Below are 19,426 nucleotides of genomic sequence, written 5' to 3'. Positions count from 1 at the left end.
GCTGCCTCGATGCCGGCGTCAGGCGACCAACCCGTCCAGTTCCGGCAGCAGGACGACGCTTTCCTGTTCGTTGGGATCGGTGCGGGCAATGACCGCCGAGGCGGGGCCGTCGCTCAGATTGGCCGGCAGATGCGGCACGCCGGGGGGAATATAGAAAAGATCGCCGGCCTTGACCACGATATGCTGTTCGAGCCGGTCGCCATACCAGGTATGGACTTCGCCGGAGAGCACATAGATCGCGGTTTCATGGTTTTCGTGCATATGCGCCTTGGCGCGGGCACCCGGCGGCATGGTCAGCAGATGCATGCAGATGCCGGACGAGCCGACTGTTTCGGCGGCGATGCCGGCGAAATAACTCAGGCCCTGCTTGCCTTCATAAGAGCTTTCAGGGCGGATAAGATGGCAAGTCGGTTTGGGCGACATCGGGGCAACTCCGGGCGTCTATCTGATGGGACAAGGGCGCGTAGAACTGGGGCGCGTAGAACTGGGGCGCGTAAAACTGGGGCGAGTAAAACTGGGGCGAGTAGGACTGGGCGAGTGGAAAGCAACATCAGGGTAAAATCAATGGGATTCCGGCCGGCGCCGCAGTGGCCGGAAGCGACAGGCTACGGCCGATGACGGGAGTATCGCCAGCCGTTGTTTCGGCAAGCAAGCTTGGCCTGACCTTCCAGACCAATGATGGTCCGGTGCAGGCGCTGTCGAATGTCGACCTGACGATCGGCAAGGGGGAATTCGTGTCCTTCATCGGGCCGTCCGGCTGCGGCAAGACGACCTTGCTGCGCGTCATCGCCGATCTGGAGAAGCCGACATCGGGAAGCATTTCCGTCAACGGCATGACGCCCGAGCAGGCGCGCCAGAGCCGCGCCTATGGCTATGTCTTCCAGGCGGCCGCACTTTATCCGTGGCGCACGATCGAGCGCAATGTAGCACTGCCGCTGGAGATCATGGGCCTGTCCAGGGCGGAGCAGGCGGCGCGCATCAAGCGAACCCTCGACCTTGTCAACCTCAGCGGCTTCGAGAAGAAATACCCCTGGCAGCTTTCGGGCGGCATGCAGCAGCGCGCCTCGATCGCGCGGGCGCTCGCCTTCGACGCCGACCTTTTGTTGATGGACGAGCCGTTCGGCGCGCTGGACGAGATCGTGCGCGATCACCTCAACGAACAGCTGCTGGAGCTTTGGGAGCGGACCAACAAGACTATCTGCTTCGTCACCCATTCGATCCCTGAGGCGGTCTATCTGTCGACGCGCATCGTCGTCATGTCGCCGCGCCCGGGGCGTGTCAGCGACGTCATAGAATCGACGCTGCCGAAAAAGCGGCCGCTCGATATCCGCGAGACGCCGGAGTTCCTGGCCATCGCGGCACGCGTGCGCGACGGGCTGAGGGCAGGGCACAGCTATGATGATTGAGCGGGATGACCTCCCTCCTCTCCCCGTCGGGGCCAGCGGGGCCACCCATGCCTTCGTCATCCTAGGGCGGAGCAGCCGCGAAGCGGCCTGCGCAGACCCTAGGATCCATGCCGTGACGTCGGCCGAAGGGTGCACATGGTTCAGGGTATCCGCCCGGCAAGCCAAGGCAGCCGCTGTTCCTTCTAGAGAGGGAGTAATGTTCCGCACCGTTGCGAAGCAGGGAGGTAACGGCATGGATCCTAGGGTCTGCGCCGCGTCGCTTCGCTCCTTGCTTCGCCCTAGGATGACGAAAGAAACGATTGCCGTAGCAAAAGTACCCGGCCTCCGCTTCGCTCCGGCCACCCTCTCCCCGTTGGGGAGAGGAGGGCACCCATCCTGCGAGGACCACTAGATGGACTCGTTTCGCGACAAGATCGTTCCGGTGACCTCGATCCTCCTGGGCGTCGTCGTCGTCTGGTACGTCATGGCTGTCATCCTCAACGCGCCGTTCCAGCGCGATCTCGACCGCCGCGCCAATCAGACGCCGGGTGTTGTGGAATTCATCGGCAAGACGCTGGTACAGCCGAAGCCGACGCTGCCGGCGCCGCATCAGGTGGCGGTGAATTTTTTCGAAAACACCTTTCTGCGTAGCATCACCTCGAACCGCAGCCTTGTCTACAATGCCTGGGTGACGCTGTCGTCGACGCTGCTCGGCTTTGCTTTCGGCACGGCGCTCGGCATCGTCATCGCCGTCGGCATCGTGCATGTGGCGACGCTCGACCGCAGTCTGATGCCGTGGATCATCGCCTCGCAGACCATTCCGATCCTGGCGGTGGCGCCGATGATCATCGTCGTGCTGGCGGCGGTCGGCATCACCGGGCTTATCCCGAAGGCGCTGATCTCGACCTATCTGTCGTTCTTCCCCGTGGCGGTCGGCATGGTGAAGGGACTGCGCTCGCCCGAGCTCACCCATCTCGACCTGATGCACACCTATAATGCCAGTGCCTCGCAGACCTTCTGGAAATTGCGCGTGCCGGCTTCGGTGCCGTTCCTGTTCACCTCGATGAAGGTGGCGGTGGCCGCCAGCCTGGTCGGCGCCATCGTCGGCGAGTTGCCGACCGGCGCCGTCGCCGGCATCGGTGCCAAATTGCTCGCCGGCGCCTACTACAGCCAGACCATCGACATCTGGTCGGCTCTGGTTGCCGGGTCGGTGGTCGCGGCGCTGCTGGTGATGGTCGTCGGCATCGCCGGGCGCCTTGTCGACCGCGCCATGGGCGGGAGGCCGGCATGAGCTCCATCCTGAGCCTTTCCTCAATCACGCCTCGATCCTGGCAGGGGTATGCCGCGCTTGTCCTGCTTGTCGGCGCGCTGCTTCTTTGGCCGCTCGTCAGTGCTACGCCCGGTTACGGCATGGCGACTACGGTGTTGATTTTCATTTTGCTGCTCGTGGCAATCGAGGCCGACAACTTTCCACCGATGATCGGGGTGGTGTTGCTGTTCCTTGGCGCGCATGGCGCAGCGTGGATGCTGCTCGCCGGCATAACCGGCAATGAGGGCAGCGCTCGCGCATCCTTCTATCTGCTGCTCGTCGCGGCGTGGTTTTTGGCCTGGCGCTGCGTAACGGTCTTGTCGTCGTTTCGCCCGACATCGCGCTGGGCGTCAACCGCCCTGCGCCTGATCATTCCGGCCATCTTCGGCGCCTGGATCCTGATCATCTGGGAGGCGGTGACGCGTGGTGCCGGCATTCCCTTCATCCTGTTGCCGCCGCCAAGCGCCATCGGTGCACGCATCGTCGGCTCGCTGCCGGTGCTGGGGGCCGATGTCAGGCAGACCATCTTCAAGGCGGTTATCTTCGGCTATGTGGTGGGGAGCAGCGCCGGCTTCCTCGTTGCCATCGCCGCCGACCGCGTGCCGTTCCTGCGGCGCGGGCTTTTGCCGATCGGCAATATGGTGTCGGCGCTGCCGATCATCGGCGTCGCGCCGATTATGGTCATGTGGTTCGGCTTCGACTGGCAGTCGAAGGCAGCGGTGGTCATCATCATGACCTTCTTCCCGATGCTGGTGAACACCGTCGCCGGGCTTGCCGCCTCCGGCCATATGGAGCGCGACCTGATGCGCACCTATGCCTCGAGCTACTGGCAGACGCTGTTCAAGCTGCGGCTGCCGGCGGCGGCACCCTTCATCTTCAATGCGTTGAAGATCAATTCGACGCTGGCGCTGATCGGCGCCATCGTCGCCGAGTTCTTCGGCACGCCGGTGGTCGGCATGGGATTCCGCATTTCGACGGAAGTCGGGCGGATGAACATCGATATGGTGTGGGCGGAAATCGCAGTTGCAGCACTTGCGGGTTCGGTCTTTTATGGCGTGGTCGCTCTTTTCGAGAGAGCAGTCACGTTTTGGCATCCCTCTGTCCGTGGTGGATAGGGGCGGTGGGTTTAGGGCGCTAACTTCAGAGGGTAAAACATGAAAAGACTTGTTGTTTCGATGCTGGCCGGCGCGATGTCGCTTGCCGCGTTCCAGGCGATGGCCGCGGACAAGGTGACGCTGCAGCTGAAATGGGTCACCCAGGCACAGTTCGCCGGCTATTATGTCGCCAAGGCCAAGGGCTTCTATGACGCCGAGGGCCTCGACGTCGACATCAAGCCCGGCGGACCGGACATTGCACCGGAGCAGGTTATTGCCGGCGGCGGCGCCGACGTCATCGTCGACTGGATGGGCGGTGCGCTGGCTGCGCGCGAGAAGGGCGTGCCGCTGGTCAACATCGCCCAGCCGTTCAAGAAGGCCGGCATGGAGTTGGTCTGCCCGAAGGACGGTCCGGTCAAGACGGAAGCCGACTTCAAGGGCCATACGCTCGGCGTCTGGTTCTTCGGGAATGAATATCCGTTCTATGCCTGGATGAACAAGCTTGGCCTCAAGACCGATGGCGGGCCGGACGGCGTCACCGTGCTCAAGCAGAGCTTTGACGTGCAGCCGCTGATCCAGAAGCAGGCGGATTGCATTTCGGTCATGACCTATAACGAGTACTGGCAGCTCATCGACGCCGGCTACAAGCCGGAAGAGCTGACCGTCTTCAACTATTCCGCCATGGGCAATGATCTGCTCGAAGACGGGCTCTATGCCCTGGAGGACAAGCTCAAGGATCCGGCCTTCGAGGACAAGATGGTGCGGTTCGTACGCGCTTCGATGAAGGGCTGGAAATACGCCGTCGACAATTCCGACGAAGCGGCCGGCATTGTCATGGACAATGGCGGCCAGGACGAGAATCACCAAAAGCGCATGATGGGCGAAGTCGCCAAGCTGATCGACAATGCCGATGGCAAGCTCGATCCGGCGACCTACGAGCGCACCGCCAAGGCGCTGCTCGACCAGAAGATCATCAGCAAGGAGCCTACCGGCGCCTACACGACGGCGATCACCGACAAGGCCATCAAATAGGGCTGTCAAACTGGCTTGTAGCGGAAAAGGGGCGGGCGACCGCCCCTTTTTAGTGGGAGGTAAAATGAACGTTACCGGCGGAAACATCCGCTCGCAAAATCGTTGTGCCGGTGCACCCGCCTCAAGGGTGTCACAACGGAGGTTTCCATGCGCATCCAGTCCTTCACGCCGATGCTTTCGGCGCTGGCCATTTCTGCAGCCATCTTCTCTGCTTCACCGGCCTTGGCCGAAACCATAAAGATGACGGCGACGCTCGATGGTGCTCAGCAGAACCCGCCCGTCACCACGAAGGGCAAGGGCACCGCCACGCTCAGGTTCAACACCGCCACCAAGAAACTCGGCTGGACCGTGAGATATTCCGGCCTCAGCGGGCCGGCGAAGGCCGCACACATTCACGGCCCGGCGGCAAAGGGTCAAAACGCCGATCCGGTGGTGCCGTTCGAAGGCAAGCTGAAGAGCCCGATCAAGGGTTCGGCGACATTGACTGATGCCCAGGCCACCGATCTTGAGGCAGGCAAATATTACGTCAACATCCACACCGCGGCCCACGCGGATGGCGAGATCCGCGGCCAGATCGAGAAGGCCAAATAGGCAGATCACGACGACAAAACAGGGCAATCATCCTGTTTTGTCAGGCCTTGTCGCGAATCTGGGTCATCGTGCGGGTCGGCGTGATGGCTTCAGGGTCGAGCCTGATCTCTACGATCGACGGCTTGCCGCTGGCCCGCGCTCGCTCGAAGGCCGCGGCGAAGTCGGCGGTCTTTTCCACCGTCTCGCCATGGCCGCCATAGGCACGGGCCAAAGCAGCAAAGTCGGGATTCTTCAAGTCCGTGGCGACGACACGGCCGGGATATTCGCGCTCCTGATGCATGCGGATGGTGCCGTAGATGCCATTGTTGACGACGATGACGATGATCGGCAGCCCGTATTGCACGGCGGTGGCGAATTCCTGGCCGTTCATCAGGAAACAGCCGTCGCCGGCGAAGGCGATCACGTCGCGGTCGGGGAAAAGCTGCTTGGCGGCGACCGCCGCCGGCGTGCCGTAGCCCATCGAGCCGGATGTGGGTGCTGCCTGCGTGCCGAAACGCCGGAAGCGATGGTAGCGATGCACCCAGGTGGCGTAGTTGCCGGCGCCGTTGGCGAGGATGGCGTCGTCCGGCAGAATCGTTTCGAGATAATTCATGATCGGCCCCATCTGGACGGCGCCGGGGCCGCTCTCCGGAGGCGTCGACCAGTCGAGATAGGCGGCGTGCAGCTTCGCTGCCTCAGCCGCCCACACCGGCGTTGCGGCCGGCTTGCGTCTGGCAAAGGCTTCGACGAAAGCGGCAGGCGAGGCATTGATCGCCAGCGCCGGCCGGTAGACGCGGCCGAGTTCGCCGGCGTCGGCATGGATATGGACCAGCGTCTGGTCGGGGTAGGGACTCTTCAGCAGCGTGTAGTCGGATGACGGCATCTCGCCCATGCGGCCGCCGATCAGCAGCACAAGGTCGGCCTGCTTGATGGCGGTTGCTACCTTGGGATTGATGCCGATGCCGACATCGCCGGCATAGTTCGGGTGGAGATGGTCGAACAGCATCTGGCGCCGGAAGGAGCAGCCGACCGGCAGCGACCAGGCTTCGGCTATCGTCCGCATCCGTGCAACGGCCTGCGCGTCCCAGCGCGTACCGCCGAGGATGACGAAGGGCCGCTTTGCCTTGTTGAGCAACACTTCCAGTGCGTCGAGCTCGGCTTCGCCGGGCTGCGTCTCGACAGGGGTGTAATGCCGGGCGTCCGGTGCCTCGGCGAGGCTGGTCAGCATGTCCTCGGGCAGCGAGATGACGACCGGGCCCGGGCGACCGGACGTCGCCACCGCAAAGGCGCGTGTGACGAATTCGGGTATGCGTGCGGCGTCGTCGATCTCGACCACCCATTTGGCGATATCGCCGAAGAACCTGACGTAGTCGACCTCCTGGAAGGCCTCGCGCCCCTTGGCGTGGCTGGCGACCTGGCCAATGAACAGGATGAGGGGGACTGAATCCTGCATCGCGATGTGGATGCCGGCCGAGGCATTGGTGGCGCCTGGGCCACGGGTGACGAAGCAGATGCCGGGCCTGCCGGTTAGGCGGCCATGGCAGTCGGCCATCATTGCGGCACCGCCCTCCTGGCGGCAGACGATTGTGCGGATCGGTGAATCATGCAGCGCGTCGAGCACCGCCAGATAGGATTCGCCAGGTACGCAATAGATACGGTCCGTTCCGTTGGCTTCGAGCGCATCGACGATGAGTTGTCCGCCGGTCTTCATTTTCCTGACCTCTCCAGTTCGGCAAGGATTTCTTCGGTGTGTTCGCCGAGACGCGGCGACGGGCGCTCATAGACCAGTGGCGTGCCGGACATGACCATCGGCGCCCGCACCGAGGGCAAGAGATTGCCATGGCCGTCATCGAGGTCGAGCCGCATGCCGCGCGCTATGGTCTGCGGGTCGGCAAACATCTGGCCGATGTTGTTGATCGGGCTGGCCGGCACTCCGGCAGTCTCAAGTCTGGCCAGCAACGGGTCGCGATCGAAGGCTTTCAGCGCCTCGATCATATGCTCGCGCAGCTTTGCCCGGTTGGCGACGCGGGCGGGATTGGTGGCGAAGTCAGGGTTCGACGCCAGCTCGTCGAGGCCGACGGCAGCGCAGAACTTTGCGAACTGGCCGTCATTGCCGACCGCCAGGATGATGTGGCCATTTTTCACCGGCACCACTTCGTAGGGCGCGATGTTCATATGCGCATTGCCCATCTGCACCGGCGACTGTCCGGAGACGAGATAGTTGAGGTTCTGGTTGCCGAGCGTCGAGATCTGGGTGTCGTAGAGCGCCATGTCGATATGCTGGCCTTCGCCGGTCTTCTCGGCATGGCGAAGCGCCGCCTGGATGGCGATGACCGAATAAAGCCCGGTGAAAACATCCGATATAGCGACGCCCGCCTTTTGCGGTTCGCGGCCGGCTTCGCCGGTGATCGACATCATGCCGGCCATGCCCTGGATGATGAAATCATAGCCGGCACGCGGCGCATACGGTCCCGACTGGCCAAAACCGGTGATCGAGCAATAGATCAGCCGCGAGTTGATTTTCCTCAGGCTGTCATAGTCGAGGCCGTATTTCTTCAGTCCGCCGACTTTGAAGTTTTCGATCAGCACATCCGATGTCGCGACCAGCCGGCGCACCGTCTCGGCACCCTCGGGCGTCGAGAAGTCGATGGCGATGGAGCGCTTGCCGCGGTTGCAGGAATGGTAATAAGCGGCCGAAAGGTTCTCGCCGTCATGGCCGATGACGAAGGGCGGTCCCCATTTGCGGGTGTCGTCGCCGCCGTCCGGGCTCTCGACCTTGATCACGTCGGCGCCGAGGTCGGCAAGCAGCTGTCCGGCCCATGGCCCGGCGAGGATGCGTGCGAGTTCGATGACGCGGATGCCTTTGAGCGGAGGCTCAGTCATGGATCACCGTGGTTGATCGAAAGCGCAGCCTCTATCAATCCCGCGCGCCGCTGTCACGGCCCTTGCAATGGGCCAGTATCACTGTGCCCTCAGCACGCGGTCGGCCCAGGCGGCAAAATCCTCCATGATGATGTCTCGGTTGATCTCGTTCAGGCTTTCGTGGCGGGTTTTGGCGTAAACCTTTGAAACGAGATTCGAAAAACCCATCATGTGCATCCGGCCGGCAAGATGGCTGACCGCCTTGCCGCCGTCCGAGGCCGGATCTTGCTCGCCTCCGACCAGATTGACGAACAGGTCGCGCCGCACGCCGGAAAAATTGCGGTCGCTGCCGCAATGCAGCGTCATCATGACGATGTCCTGCCACATCGACACCGACGCGTCCCAGCCGCAAAGCGGGTCGGCGATGTATTTCTCGACTTCAACGGCATCGCGCGACAGCCAGTCGAACGGCGTCCGGTGATTGGGCACCGCCTTGCCCCAGGCCCGGAACGTCAGCCGGGGCAGCAGGCGCGACGGCACGTCTGAGCCAAGCCGGAACTTTTCCCAACCAAGCATGGCCAGCGCGATTTGGCCGAGCAGTCCGGCCGAGAAATTGCCGTTCCAGATCGCGGCGGCATGGATGCGCGCCGAGTGGCGGAGGACAAAGTTCAGCGCGATCGACGCGCCCAAGGAGTGGCCGAAGACGATGACCGGCAGGCCAGGTTGTTCCCTGGCGATGAGATCATGGACGGCGGCGACATCGGCGATGACCTTGGCACCGCCATCCGCATCGGCGAACCTGCCAGGTGGTGCGTCGGGCGCCTTGGTGGCGCCGTGGCCACGGTGGTCGTGCGCGTAGACCTGGTAGCCGCGCTCGCCAAGGAAATCGGCGAAACGGGCATAGCGCGCCGCGTGCTCGGCCAACCCGTGATTGACCTGGACAATGGCGCGCGGTTGGCCGATGGCGTGTTTCACATAAAGGTTGAGCTCGGCGCCGGTCGGCGATGCCAGCATCCTCTGCTTGTCAAATGGCATGTCTCGCTCCCGTCGGCGACTGTTGGGCGACGCAGCGATCGACGTCAAGGGACGTAGGGTACCCATTCGACGGTAGTTGACAGCATGCTGTCAATGTGACTACATGACAGCATACTGTCAAATGGTCAGCGGCAGATTGGGGGTATGACTATGAAAACCACCGGGGCCATTTCGCGGCGTGCAATCTTGCTGGCGGGCTTCGCCTTCACGACGGCCACCCTGTTGTCAGGGATTGCTGCGTTCAGTCAGGAAACCAGGGAGATGATCCATGATGACGTCCACTGTTCCAGGCCCGCAAGGCCAGCTTGCCACTTATAGGATCAACGCCGGCAATGGCCTGCCGATCATGTTCCTGCATGGAGATTGCAGCCGCGCTTCCCACTGGGACCGGGTGATGCAGCTCTCCGTCGAAGGCCGCGAGGCGGTAGCCTTCGATTTTCGCGGTCATGGCGCCTCCGCGCCGGCGCAGGACGGTGACTATGGTTATGACGGTCGTGCAATGGATGTCGGTGCCGTGGCCGACGCGTTTGGCCTGAAGCGGTTTCTCATTGTCGCGCACAGCGGCGGCGGTGGCGTGGCGCTCGCTTATGCCGCCAGCCATGCCGACCGGGTCGCCGGTGTCTTGCTCGTCGACCCGGCGACCGATCCTCGTGCGCTGCCGCAGGCGATTCGTGACGGCTTTGTCCGCGATCTGGCCGGTCCGCAAGGCCGTGATGTCCTGAACGCCTATTACACGTCGATTGCCGGCCCTAACGCGGCTGTTCGCCAGCGTGTTCTGGCCGATGCGGCAGTGGTCGATCCGGCGGCGAGGGCAGGTGTCGGCAAGGCACTGGCCGAATGGAACCCGGAGCCGGCACTCGATGCGTATCGCGGGCCTATGTTCGTATTGGCTACCGAGGCCAGTGACACTCCAGCCGCGCTCTATCGGCTGCGCACGGACATTCCGCGCCAGATCGTGGCGGGCAGCGGCCATTGGGTGATGCTTGACAAGCCGGAGGTCGTAGCCGAAGCCGTTAATAATTTCGTCGCGACCATCGAGGCCGGCCAGAAATGACGACCAGGACCGAAGCGGCAAATGTGCTCACCGAACTGGTGCTTGCCGTGTTCAGGATGAACGGCAGTTTTCTGGATGCGGCCGAGCGGCTGGCCGCTCCAACCGGGCTGACGGCAGCGCGCTGGCAGGTTTTGGGTGCAGTTTTGAAGGAGCCGAAATCTGTGGCCGACATCGCCCGCGACATGGGTCTCGCCCGTCAGAGTGTACAGCGGCTGGCCGACATACTGGCTGCGGAGGGGCTTGCCGCCTACGCCGACAACCCGGCGCATCGCCGCGCCAAGCTGTTGTCGATAACCGATGCCGGCCGGGCAGCGGTCAAGAATATCGGCACACGCCAGCATGTTTGGGCGAACCGTGTTTCGGAGGGTATGGACGCCGACGCGCTGAAAGCCTCGCTTGATCTGCTGCGCACCCTGACGGAACGGGTGGAGGCGGGCGGATCCTGATCGACCGCGCGGGAGCCGTCTCAATGCGCTGGCGATTGTTTTTACGGCCGGGCGAAAGAAATCGTAAGTCTGACATGTCGCAAGTTTCTAGCTTGCGGCGTGAATCACGAGGAGTGCCGGAATGCGGATTTGGGCGATATGGGGGGCGGTGTTTCTTGCGTTTGCTGGCGCAAGCGCGGCGCGCGCCGATGTGAAGATGACCGGCTCTTTCGTCGCCGATGCCGCCTGTCCGGCAACGCAGGCGATCAAGAGCGGCAAGAATCCCGGCAATGTCTCGACCGCGGCTGGTCAGAGTTATGATCTGCTGGCCGGCAACAAGGACGCGCCCACGCACTATCTCATTCGCGTGCCGGGCGCCGATCCGGAGCGCCGCTGGGTTAAGATCAGCTGCGGTCGTGTTTCGGGCGGCAGCGCGTCGACGATGCCGGCTGCACCGGCGCCTGCCGAGCCGAACAAGCCATCGGCGTCCGGAAAGCCGGAATATGTCTTCGCGCTGAGCTGGCAGCCGGCTTTCTGCGAGACCAAATCCAGCAAGGCCGAATGCCGTGCGCAGACCGCCGCCGGTTTCGAGGCGACCCACTTCACCTTGCATGGGTTGTGGCCGCAGCCGAACGGAAATTTCTATTGCCAGGTCGCCGCAAGCGACAAGGCGAACGACGATCCGGCGCACTGGCGAGACTTGCCGCCGGTCACCCTTGACCCGAAAACGCGAGCGGAACTCGACCAGGTGATGCCGGGCACCGCATCCGCCCTCGAAAGGCATGAATGGATCAAGCACGGCACCTGCTACGGCAAGAGCCAGCAGGAGTATTTCGCCGTCGCTTTGAACCTGATGCGCGCGATGAATGCGTCGCCGGTGCGCGATCTCTTCATCAAGAACATCGGCAAGCAACTGACATCCGATCAGATCCGCAGCACCTTCGACAGTGCCTTCGGCAAAGGCGCGGGCGACCGGGTCCGCGTGTCCTGCGTGGTCGATCCTTCGAACGGCAGGCGGCTGATCGGCGAACTGACGCTCGGCCTGACCGGCCCGATCGCTTCGAACGCTTCGCTCGGTGCCCTGCTGCTTGCCTCGGCGCCGACAGCCAAGGCTGGCTGCCCGAAGGGCGCGGTCGATGCCGTCGGGTTCCAGTAAACAGGCCGTACGCGACTGTCGCTTTGCACCGGGGATGGTATGATCCCGGGGGCATCATTCATAGGGGGTGGCGATGAGTGGTATGACGGGCGGCGCGCTGGCGCGGCTGGCGTTCTGGGCCAAGGGCATGACGGCGATCCGCGACGGCCATATGGAGTGGCCGGGCTTTTCCTACACCGAAGTGGAGTGGGCGCGCATGACCACGCTCGCCAAACCCGTCGGCGGCGGCACCTACCAATTGTTCACGCTGGTCAACGCGGCGATCTTCATCGCCATTGCCGCGCTCGGGATATTCTGTGTCTTCCTGCCGCTGGCGGCGCTGCTGTTCCCGGTACCGGCCGAAACCAGTGCGATCAAGTTTTCGCTGCTCCTGGCGGCATGCGCCTTCCTGATCATCGGCATCGGCCTGCCGATTTCGCTGCGTCTTTCGACCACGCTGGTGGCGCCGAAGGCAATGCGGGCCGCGCTTGTCGCCGTGCCCGGCGACCAGGCGCTTGCGGCAAAAGTGTCATGGCAGATCAACCGGATCACGCTCGTGCTCTGCGGCCTGCTGGTACCGGGCATTCTTCTGTTCATTGCCTACGACATCGAAGCCGGCCCGATTATTACCGCGTTGAAATGGCTGGCGATCGCGCTGATGGCGGTTTCGGTTGCGATCGGCGGATGGCAGCGGCGCAAACAATCCTGATTGAGCCAATCGCAGGCCTGGGCAGCGTTACGCGCCGGCGCTGCGCTCCGGCCTGGTCCATGTGTTGCGGGCGTCTGCTTCGTTGCCGCCCGGTTCGCCGACAACGCGATCGCGTCCCGTGGATTTGGCCTTGTAGAGACGCTGGTCGGCCAGCGCAAAGAGATCGGCAAGGCAACGGGTCGTCTCGCTGACCGTCGAGATGCCGGCGCTGACGGTAATGTCGAACCGGCTGGTGCTCGCGGACGTCTTGACCGCTTGCCTGACGGTTTCGCCCAGCAGTCTGGCGAGCGGCTGCGGACGCCAGCCGAGGATGGCGAATTCCTCACCGCCGATCCTGAACAATTGATCTTCGGTCCCGACAAGTTCGCCAAGCAAAATTGCCAGGGCTTTCAGCACCTTGTCTCCCTCGGCGTGGCCGAAGCGGTCGTTGATCGATTTGAAGTGGTCGACATCGATGATCAGCAGGCTGAGCGCCCTGGCGGTCCGCAGGCTGGCGGCGACGGCGGCCTCGCCATCGCTGTCGAAGCGCCCCCTGTGCAGGAGGCCGGTGAGGCCGTCGCGACCGACATGCTCGACCAGCGCCTCATAGCGCTCGCGATAGGTCAGCGTGTCGAAAATGTCGGAAAGCCCGCGCGCCGCCGGCACCTGCCGCGCCTCGAACCACCTGATATAGCCGACCAGCATGGTGCTGTAGACCAGGGCCGCTGCCATCTTGGCGAACCAGCCGCCGAAGAACACCGCGACCGGCGCGCCGGTGACGAAATGCAGCGCCGTGAAAAAGCCTGCCTGGTCGAAGGTGAGCACGCAGGCGACGGAGACCAGGATGCGGGTGAAAAGCGCCTTGCGCAGATATTTGCCGAGCTTTTCATAGAGCAGAATGATCAGGATGGCGTCGACGAACAGCAGCGTCGTGCCCCACACCATCAGCCAGCCCATCTCGTCGATGAAGCCGATGTCGGGAAGCTTGCCGTCGGGCAGCGGTGCGATGTCGTGCAGGCGCAGGATCAGCACGAGCCCGATCATCAGGGCATTGCCGAGCAGCAGGCCATAAATCGGCTGCCGGACCGTTGCCGCGTCCTCCTTGATGTAGAGCAGGAGCAGCATGACCAGCTTGCCGGAAAACAGCACGGCCGAACCCGGCGATACCATGCCGAACGGCAGCGCGACGTAGAAGACGCTGGCGAGATAGGTTTCCAGGAAATGCATGACGCCAAGGGCGCAAACAAAGACGCCGAGGCCGATGCGGCCCCTGAACCGGAAAAGCGTGACCATGATGCCGAAATAGAGAACCGCTTCGGCAAAAAGCAGGAAACTGTTCAACACGGCCCGATCTCTCTCCCCGAAATCGCGGCTGCCAGCGATTTCCCATCCAACATTGTTTGACGCGGAATGGTTAACCGGAGCTTTCGCCTGGGCGCCGGCACGAAATGAAGCGGCTAAGCGTTTGTGGGTGCGACCAAATCCGCTTGGGGCCAAAACTGTTTGCCGTTCGCGGCCGCATCGCTTACATAGCCCCCAACTTCCATTCAATCCGACATCAGTCGACTTTTCAGGGAAAGCGCGCGTGGCACGCCAGTTCATCTATCACATGGCCGGCCTCAACAAGGCCTACGGCACCAAGAAGGTGCTCGAGAACATTCATCTGTCCTTCTATCCGGACGCCAAGATCGGCATCCTCGGTCCCAACGGCGCCGGCAAGTCGACGATCCTCAAGATCATGGCCGGCATCGACAAGGAGTGGAGCGGCGAGGCCTGGCTGGCCGAGGGTGCTACCGTCGGTTACCTGGCGCAGGAGCCGGCGCTCGATCCGAACAAGAACGTGTTCGAAAACGTCATGGAAGGCGTCGCCGCCAAGACCGCCATCATCGAGCGCTACAACGAATTGATGATGAACTATTCCGACGAGACGGCGGACGAGTCGGCCAAGCTGCAGGACGAGATGGACCGGCTCAACCTCTGGGATCTCGAACAGCAGGTCGAGATGGCGATGGAGGCACTCGGCTGCCCGCCCAAGGAGGCCGATGTCACCAAGCTGTCGGGCGGCGAACGCCGTCGCGTCGCGCTTTGCCAGCTTTTGCTGCGCCAGCCCGACCTTCTGCTGCTCGACGAGCCGACCAACCATCTCGACGCCGAGACGACGGCGTGGCTGGAAAAGCATCTGCGGGCCTATCCGGGCGCGGTGATGATCATCACCCACGATCGCTACTTCCTCGACAATGTCACCGGCTGGATCCTCGAGCTCGATCGCGGCCGCGGTATCCCGTACGAAGGCAACTACACCAAATATCTCGAAGCCAAGGCCAAGCGGCTCAAGCAGGAAGGCCGCGAGGACGATGCGCGCCAGCGGGCGATCGGCCGCGAGCGCGAGTGGATCCAGTCCAGCCCGAAAGCCCGGCAGACCAAGTCGAAAGCCCGTATCCAGGCGTTCCAGGATCTGCTGGATGCAGCCGACAAGCGGCGTCCGAGCGACACCCAGATCGTCATTCCGCATGGCGAGCGGCTCGGCAATGTGGTGATCGAGGTCGAGGGCTTGTCGAAGGGCTTTGGCGACACGCTTTTGATCGACGATCTCGAATTCAAGCTGCCGCCCGGCGGCATCGTCGGCGTCATCGGCCCGAACGGCGCCGGCAAGACGACGCTGTTCCGCATGATCACCGGCCAGGAAAAGCCCGATGCCGGCACCATCCGCGTCGGCGAGACGGTCAAGCTCGGTTATGTCGACCAGAGCCGCGACGCGCTCGACCCGACCAAGACGGTCTGGGAAGAGATCTCGGGCGGCGCCGAAGTGGTCAAGCTCGGCAAGTTCGAAGCCAACACCCGCGCCTATTGCGCGTCGTTCAATTTCCGCGGCGGCGACCAGCAGCAGAAGGTCGGCAACCTGTCCGGCGGCCAGCGCAACCGCGTGCATCTGGCCAAGATGCTGAAGACCGGCGGCAATGTGCTGCTGCTCGACGAACCGACCAACGATCTCGATACCGAAACGCTGGCTGCACTTGAAGACGCGCTCGAGAGCTTCGCCGGCTGCGCCGTCATCATCTCGCACGATCGCATGTTCCTCGATCGCCTGGCGACGCACATCCTCGCCTTCGAGGGCGACAGCCACGTCGAATGGTTCGAAGGCAATTTCGAGGATTACGAGCAGGACAAGATCCGCCGCCTCGGCCCGGACGCGGTCAATCCGCACCGCATGACGTATAAGCGGCTGACGCGGTAAGACATTTACAGGGCGGCGAATTCTCAAATGATCTGAGGAACCAAGATGGCCGACTGGTCCGCCGCCCTCTACCTGAAATTCGAGGACGAGCGCACCCGCCCCGCGCGCGATCTCGTTGCGCAGGTGCCGGTGCCGGAACCACGCCGGGTGGTCGACATTGGCTGCGGGCCGGGCAATTCGACCGAATTGCTGGTCGAGCGCTGGCCGCAGGCGCAGATCAGCGGCTTCGATACCTCCCTCGACATGATCGAGAAGGCGAAGGCGCGCCTGCCCGGCGTCACCTTTGCCTTGGCGGATGCGGCGGCGTGGCAGCCGAACGAACCGGTCGACGTGATCTTTGCCAATGCGGTGTTTCAATGGCTGCCGGAGCATCCGGCGGTCTTCCAGCGGCTGATGGGATTTTTGGCGCCCGGCGGCGCGCTTGCCGTGCAGATGCCGGACAATATGGCTGAGCCTTCGCACCGGCTGATGCGGGAGACCGCGGCCGAGATGCCGTTTGCCGAAAAGCTCGAGCGCGCGGCCCGCGCGCCGCTGCCGCCGGTCGCGTTCTACTACGACCTTTTGTCACCATTCTCGGATCGGCTCGATATCTGGCACACGATCTACAACCATCCGCTGGCCGATGCCGAGGCGATCGTCGAATGGGTGAAGTCGACGGGGCTGAAGCCGTTCCTCGATCCGCTCGACGAGAACGAGCGGCAGCTTTTCCTGAAGCGCTACACGGCCGGGATCAGCGAAGCCTATCCGAAAACGGCAAGCGGCAAGGTATTGCTGCGCTTTCCCCGTCTCTTCATCGTGGCGCGGCGTTCTGCTTAGAAACTCTTAGCTACACCCAAAAACAGCCAGCAGCGGATGCTTGACCGGCTTTCGCCGTCATGCGCATCTCGCTGGGGCAGGGATAAGGCCCTTCATGGGCCATGGGGGTGGATGATGACACTGAAGAAGATGGGTTTCGGCGGCAGCGTTTGTGCGGCCGCTGTGCTTGCCTTGTCTATATCGGCGGAGGCCAAGCGAGCGCGCTGCTTCACCAGCGACGACGGCTATTTCTCGTGCAGCTATCGGGCGCTGGACGATGCCGGCAGCTTTCGCATCTCGGCGCCGGGCTATCCGACCTACGTCCTGGAAATCGACGGACCGGGTTTTGCCTATGGCTATGTCAATCTCGGCCGCCGCAACGTGCCGCTGCCCGGGCAATTCGTGCGCAGCCGCGATGACGGTGCCTGCTGGAACAACCCGCAGACCAATACCAAGCTCTGCGCCTGGTAAAGACCCGTCCCAGGGACTTGATTTAAGCCGGCATAAACTGGCTAGGTGCAAAAGAGGTTGCGCCGAGCTTTTTACGGCGAAGCCGCAACGCCTGCGCACGGGACGAACTGGAAATGCATCGCGTCATCATCAGCGGCATCGGCGTTGAAATCCCCGAAGCCTCGATCACCAATGAGGAACTCGTCGCCAGCTTCAACAGCTGGGTGGATATGGAAAACGTCCGCCGCGAGGTGTCGGGCGAGCCGCTTCTGCAGAAATCGGACAGTGCCTTCATCGTCCATGCCTCGGGCGTCCAGACCCGCCATGTCATCGAACGGGAAGGCATCCTCGATCCGACCCGCATGGCGCCGCGCTTCGCGGCGCGGCCCGACGATGCGCTGTCGCTGGAGGCCGAGTTCGGCATCGCTTCGGCCCGCAAGGCGCTCGATCATGCCGGGCTGAAGCCTGGCGACATCGACCTGGTGATCTGCTCGGCCTCGCACCATCAGCGGCCCTATCCGGCGATCGCCATCGAAATGCAGCAGGCGCTGGGCACGAAAGGCGCCGGCTTCGATATGGGGCTTGGCTGCTCTTCGGCAGCGGCGGCGTTGCACATCGCGGTCAATCTGGTACGGGCAGGGGCGCATAAACGCGTGCTGGTGACGACGCCGGAGATCATCACCGGACACCTCAATTTTCGCGACCGGCAGACGCATTTCATCTTTGGCGACGCTTCCGTGTCGATGGTCGTCGAAGGGCTTGCCCAGGGCGAGAAGCGGCCGGGCCGCTTCGAGGTGCTCGATACGCGCGCCTGGACACAGATGTCGAACAGCATCCGCACCAATCTCGGCTACTATACCCGCGCCACCCAGGACGATCCGTACATGATCGATCTGGAAGGCAATCTGATCAAGCAGATCGGCAACAAGGTGTTCAAGGAAGTCACCGTCGCCGGCCACAAATTCATCGTCGAATTCCTGGCCGAGCACGGGCTGACGCCGCAAGCGATCCGGCGCTTCTGGCTGCATCAGGCCAATGCGCGGATGAACGCCATGATCCTGAAACTGTCGTTCGGCCATGACGTCGACCACGACCGCGCGCCGATGGTGCTGGAGCGCCTCGGCAACACCGCCGCCGCCGGCGCCATCATCGCCCTGTCGGAGAACCATGCCGACATGAAGGCCGGCGACTACGGCCTGCTCTGCGCCTTCGGCGCCGGCTACTCGATCGGCGGCGCTCTATTGCGCATGCTCTAGATTTTTGTTTTACGCATGTCGTTGTCCCAAAACCGCTGCACACCCTCGGTTCAAGCCCGAGGGCATGCTTTTGGGCGACATGCATCAGCTCGGCGCGAACGGCACCCGCATCGGAGCGCGCCTGGCAAATCGCATCAGTCCGCTTGATCGGAGCATCAGCGCTTTCGACTGGACCTGATGAGCTGACCGCGGCTAATTGCGCGTATCACGCGAGGCACGAACCCATGCTGGATCTTTTTCCCGAAGCCGAAACTCCGGTCGAGATCGTCCCGTCGCGAAAACTCGCCGCCAGGGTGGCGGCGCTTTACCTCGCACCGTTCGATCATTTCGAGACACGGGCAGTGGATCAGTTGCAAGTCGGCTTCGACGGCATCGACGGCGATTTCCACGCCGGCACAACGCGGCGCTCTGGTGGGCGCGAGCCGTGGTATCCGCGCGGCACCGAGATGCGCAACGAACGGCAATTGTCGATCGTGGCGGAGGACGAGCTGGCGATCGTCGCCGAACGGATGGGCATTACCGAGATCAAGCCGGAATGGATCGGCGCCAATCTCCTGATCGAAGGCCTGCCGCGCCTCTCGATGCTGCCGTCCGGCACGCTGCTGTTCTTCAAAGGCGGCGCGACCGTCAAGATCGACGCGCAGAACGGGCCTTGCCGGATTGCGGGCAGGTCGGTCGCCGAGAATGCCGGTATGGCCGACGTCGAGGCCGGCGCGCTGCTGTTCCCGAAAGCGGCGAAACGGTTGCGCGGGCTCGTCGCCTGGGTCGAGAAGCCCGGCATGATCGCGGCCGGCGAGGAAATTTCGGTGCGCGTGCCGGAGCAGTGGGTTTACCGGGCCTAGTTGTTTTCCAGGCAAGGCGTAGACTTGGGTTCCTCGCCCACCGCGAAGCGGGGGGAGAGGTGGGCGCGCAGCGGCCGGGGAGGGGGGCGTGGGAGTGCGCGGGGGGGGGGCGGCCGGGGCGGGGGGGGGGGGCGCCCCCCCCCCCCCCCACCCGGGGGGCGGGGGGGCCCCCGACGGAAAAGAACAGCAGCCGGCGCCCAGAGGGAGAGGAGGTGGATCAGGGCATAGGAGGAGGGGAGGAGGGGGGGGGAAGCGAAGG

General features: G+C 63.3%; 19 protein-coding genes. 14 read left to right on the top strand and 5 right to left on the bottom strand.

What is annotated here, in order from left to right; genetic code table 11:
* Positions 1-18: 18 nt before the first annotated feature.
* On the bottom strand, positions 19-423 hold the full coding sequence (locus NKI67_RS23295; protein WP_023675871.1) for a cupin domain-containing protein: 405 nt from the start codon (positions 421-423) through the stop codon (positions 19-21).
* A 191-nt stretch (positions 424-614) separates the two neighbouring features.
* Here NKI67_RS23295 and NKI67_RS23290 point away from each other — a divergent pair, with 191 nt between their 5' ends.
* The 5 genes from NKI67_RS23290 to NKI67_RS23270 all read left to right on the top strand — a co-directional run bounded on the left by NKI67_RS23290 (position 615) and on the right by NKI67_RS23270 (position 5,411).
* Positions 615-1,406, top strand: a complete 792-nt coding sequence (locus tag NKI67_RS23290; protein WP_023675872.1) for an ABC transporter ATP-binding protein — start codon at positions 615-617, stop codon at positions 1,404-1,406.
* 391 nt (positions 1,407-1,797) lie between these two features.
* Positions 1,798-2,676, top strand: a complete 879-nt coding sequence (locus NKI67_RS23285; protein ID WP_352647004.1) for an ABC transporter permease — start codon at positions 1,798-1,800, stop codon at positions 2,674-2,676.
* Positions 2,673-3,809, top strand: coding sequence for an ABC transporter permease (locus NKI67_RS23280; protein ID WP_352453394.1), 1,137 nt, complete (start codon positions 2,673-2,675; stop codon positions 3,807-3,809). The genes NKI67_RS23285 and NKI67_RS23280 overlap by 4 nt, the downstream gene beginning before the upstream one ends.
* Positions 3,810-3,848: 39 nt before the next feature.
* Entirely contained in the window at positions 3,849-4,820 is a 972-nt protein-coding gene (locus tag NKI67_RS23275) for an ABC transporter substrate-binding protein (RefSeq protein ID WP_352453393.1), read from the top strand.
* A gap of 147 nt (positions 4,821-4,967) precedes the next feature.
* Positions 4,968-5,411, top strand: a complete 444-nt coding sequence (locus NKI67_RS23270; RefSeq protein WP_352453392.1) for a CHRD domain-containing protein — start codon at positions 4,968-4,970, stop codon at positions 5,409-5,411.
* A 40-nt stretch (positions 5,412-5,451) separates the two neighbouring features.
* Here the strand turns inward: NKI67_RS23270 and NKI67_RS23265 are convergent, their stop codons facing one another.
* The 3 genes from NKI67_RS23265 to NKI67_RS23255 all read right to left on the bottom strand — a co-directional run bounded on the left by NKI67_RS23265 (position 5,452) and on the right by NKI67_RS23255 (position 9,287).
* Positions 5,452-7,101 (bottom strand): thiamine pyrophosphate-binding protein, encoded by a 1,650-nt coding sequence (locus NKI67_RS23265; RefSeq protein ID WP_352571796.1) that lies wholly within the window; start codon positions 7,099-7,101, stop codon positions 5,452-5,454.
* On the bottom strand, positions 7,098-8,273 hold the full coding sequence (locus NKI67_RS23260) for a CaiB/BaiF CoA transferase family protein (protein WP_352571797.1): 1,176 nt from the start codon (positions 8,271-8,273) through the stop codon (positions 7,098-7,100). Before NKI67_RS23260 ends, NKI67_RS23265 begins: the two co-directional genes overlap by 4 nt.
* A 78-nt stretch (positions 8,274-8,351) precedes the next feature.
* Positions 8,352-9,287: an alpha/beta fold hydrolase gene (locus NKI67_RS23255; protein WP_352571798.1), complete on the bottom strand. Its 936-nt coding sequence runs from the start codon at positions 9,285-9,287 to the stop codon at positions 8,352-8,354.
* 268 nt (positions 9,288-9,555) lie between these two features.
* Here NKI67_RS23255 and NKI67_RS23250 point away from each other — a divergent pair, with 268 nt between their 5' ends.
* From NKI67_RS23250 to NKI67_RS23235, 4 genes are all read left to right on the top strand, one after another.
* Positions 9,556-10,341 (top strand): alpha/beta fold hydrolase, encoded by a 786-nt coding sequence (locus tag NKI67_RS23250; protein WP_352456203.1) that lies wholly within the window; start codon positions 9,556-9,558, stop codon positions 10,339-10,341.
* Positions 10,338-10,787 carry a MarR family winged helix-turn-helix transcriptional regulator gene (locus NKI67_RS23245; protein WP_352456202.1) on the top strand — a complete coding sequence of 150 codons (450 nt, stop codon included), beginning with the start codon at positions 10,338-10,340 and terminating at the stop codon, positions 10,785-10,787. The genes NKI67_RS23250 and NKI67_RS23245 overlap by 4 nt, the downstream gene beginning before the upstream one ends.
* A 121-nt stretch (positions 10,788-10,908) precedes the next feature.
* The gene (locus tag NKI67_RS23240; protein WP_352571799.1) at positions 10,909-11,922 is read left to right on the top strand and encodes a ribonuclease T2 family protein; all 1,014 of its coding nucleotides are present in this window, start codon (positions 10,909-10,911) and stop codon (positions 11,920-11,922) included.
* A 73-nt stretch (positions 11,923-11,995) separates the two neighbouring features.
* Positions 11,996-12,610, top strand: coding sequence for a hypothetical protein (locus tag NKI67_RS23235; RefSeq protein WP_156937311.1), 615 nt, complete (start codon positions 11,996-11,998; stop codon positions 12,608-12,610).
* 27 nt (positions 12,611-12,637) lie between these two features.
* On the opposite strand, the gene NKI67_RS23230 is transcribed toward NKI67_RS23235, so the two are convergent.
* Complete coding sequence (locus NKI67_RS23230; RefSeq protein WP_352571800.1) at positions 12,638-13,933, bottom strand: GGDEF domain-containing protein; 1,296 nt, start codon at positions 13,931-13,933, stop codon at positions 12,638-12,640.
* Between the two features lie 241 nt (positions 13,934-14,174).
* Between NKI67_RS23230 and ettA the strand changes: the two genes are divergently transcribed.
* The 5 genes from ettA (at position 14,175) to NKI67_RS23205 (ending at position 19,167) form a co-directional block, all read left to right on the top strand.
* Positions 14,175-15,824 carry an energy-dependent translational throttle protein EttA gene (ettA, locus tag NKI67_RS23225; protein ID WP_292659428.1) on the top strand — a complete coding sequence of 550 codons (1,650 nt, stop codon included), beginning with the start codon at positions 14,175-14,177 and terminating at the stop codon, positions 15,822-15,824.
* Positions 15,825-15,869: 45 nt separating this feature from the next.
* The gene (tam, locus tag NKI67_RS23220; protein WP_352646998.1) at positions 15,870-16,640 is read left to right on the top strand and encodes a trans-aconitate 2-methyltransferase; all 771 of its coding nucleotides are present in this window, start codon (positions 15,870-15,872) and stop codon (positions 16,638-16,640) included.
* Positions 16,641-16,754: 114 nt separating this feature from the next.
* Positions 16,755-17,090, top strand: coding sequence for a hypothetical protein (locus NKI67_RS23215; protein ID WP_023675887.1), 336 nt, complete (start codon positions 16,755-16,757; stop codon positions 17,088-17,090).
* A 113-nt stretch (positions 17,091-17,203) separates the two neighbouring features.
* Positions 17,204-18,325, top strand: a complete 1,122-nt coding sequence (locus tag NKI67_RS23210) for a beta-ketoacyl-ACP synthase III (RefSeq protein WP_352646996.1) — start codon at positions 17,204-17,206, stop codon at positions 18,323-18,325.
* A gap of 224 nt (positions 18,326-18,549) precedes the next feature.
* Complete coding sequence (locus NKI67_RS23205) at positions 18,550-19,167, top strand: MOSC domain-containing protein (RefSeq protein ID WP_352637255.1); 618 nt, start codon at positions 18,550-18,552, stop codon at positions 19,165-19,167.
* Positions 19,168-19,426 lie beyond the last annotated feature (259 nt).

It is taken from the genome of Mesorhizobium sp. M0408, from assembly GCF_040321495.1.
Taxonomy (GTDB): Bacteria; Pseudomonadota; Alphaproteobacteria; order Rhizobiales; family Rhizobiaceae; genus Mesorhizobium.
Note: the sequence above shows the minus strand (reverse complement) of the source record. Positions and strands in the feature narration are given on the sequence as shown.